This window comes from Mesotoga sp. B105.6.4 (assembly GCF_002896535.1).
Taxonomy (GTDB): domain Bacteria; phylum Thermotogota; class Thermotogae; order Petrotogales; family Kosmotogaceae; genus Mesotoga.
The window spans coordinates 1-1,692 of sequence record NZ_JWIM01000150.1 but is presented as its reverse complement, the minus strand read 5'-3'; the positions used below and the strand labels follow the sequence as shown (position 1 = coordinate 1,692).

The following is a 1,692-nucleotide window of genomic DNA, read 5'->3' as shown; positions in this document are numbered from 1 at the left end:
CAGTTTATTTTTTCTGGAAAATCGGAGTCTGACCCCGTTTATTTTTTCTCAATCCTCTAGTCTCGCTCTCACAAACGCATCTTCCGGGCCGGCGATGGGTATTGGAATGATTATTGTAAGTACGGAAAGAAATACGGAAAAAAGGAGTCTCTATTCGTCCTTGCCAGTCAGTCACGAAGAACCGTTCCCATCATGACTATAAATCGGAGGCGGAGAAAAGAAAGCTGGAATGCTTGCTGTCAAAGAGAAAATCATCATGATAAAAAGAATCTCCGAGTAGCCGGAAAAATAATCGTAAGCAAACCCAAATGGTAATGGTCCCAAAGAGGAACCGATGACCATTGCCGTCATAGCAGTACCCCTGATTGTTCCCTGATACTTCCTGCCGAAATAATTGGGCCATAGTACATTGGTACTGACTGATTCAAAGGCCATAAAAACGCCGTGCAAAGCGGCATAGACAAGAAGGATCTGCTGACTCGTGCCCAGAAGAAGAATCAAGAGGTTGGCTGCATAAACAAGGTAACCGATAGCTTTGATGATATGGATCTTGAATCTGTCCACCATGAATCCTGCTATAAAAGTCATCGGAAACTGTACCATCGCGATAACACTCAGGATGAGAGCGGCAAAAGTGGGTGTAAAGCCTTTTGTCTGCATGATCGAAACCATGTGAAATGTAACCCCGGTATTGATCATGGCCGGAACGCTCGTACAGTAAATCATGAACCAATAAGCTCTCGTCTTCATGGCTTGTCCTAACATCCATGGATTATCCTTAAAGACGATCCTTTTGGGGGTGTCCTTTTTCTTCTTTTCTTTAGTCTCTTTTGACGTTTTCCCGTCAGGTGTTTCGCCCATATCTTCCGGTTTGTCCCTTACTAAAAACCAGCCAACTGGTAGCATAAGCAAGAACAATGCCAGTGACCAAACACGCCATCCTGTCTCTGCACCAAAATTCTGGATCAGCCAGTTGTTTGCCGGTGGGAAAAAAGCGAAAGACGCAACACCTCCAATCCCCATAATGCTCAACGCCTTTCCGCGGTGGCGGGAAAACCATTGGGCAACAAGCGTTGAAGGCAGTAAACTCATCGAACCCTGACCGAGAAGTCGCAGGAAGAAAAAGCCAACAATGAGCATAATGGGATGACTGACGATACTCATCCACAAGCAGGTCAATCCCAGCAGAGTCGGAATGACTGCAAACATTTTCCTGTGACCGAACTTGTCAACGGCTTTTCCGACCAGGGGAAGCGTGAATCCGGCAATGAGGGTGGCAATGGAATAATAGCCCGACACAAGCGAACGGCTCCAGCCAAATCCGTTGATATAAGAATTTATGAATATCGAAACAGAATAAGTCTGCCCAGGCCCTGAAAAGAAAGCTCCGAGTGCTGCCGCTGCAACTATGATCCATCCGTAGAAAAGACTCTTACCCTTGAAAATCCTCGATTTCATCTGCAGCCCAACTTGTCAAGTTTGAATTTCAAGATTGTACCATACTTTTTCTTTACACCCGGGACAGTTCTTTGTTCTTCGGTGAATCAATTTTTGACAGGAAGAGCGTCAGTAAACGTTCTCCGAAAAGAGCAGCGGGTCTGGGGTTTGGGGTCCACCCGGCCCTGCGCAAGCAGACTGGCGGTTCTTTGAAACCCGTCCTTCGATACTCATCCAAGATCGTGGACCCGTCCT

The 1,692-nt window shown here is 46.4% G+C and carries 1 protein-coding gene; it reads right to left on the bottom strand.

The genetic code is table 11. The features are described 5' to 3' along the window. Positions 1-171 precede the first annotated feature (171 nt). On the bottom strand, positions 172-1,458 hold the full coding sequence (locus RJ60_RS15285; protein ID WP_099830362.1) for an MFS transporter: 1,287 nt from the start codon (positions 1,456-1,458) through the stop codon (positions 172-174). Positions 1,459-1,692: the final 234 nt, after the last annotated feature.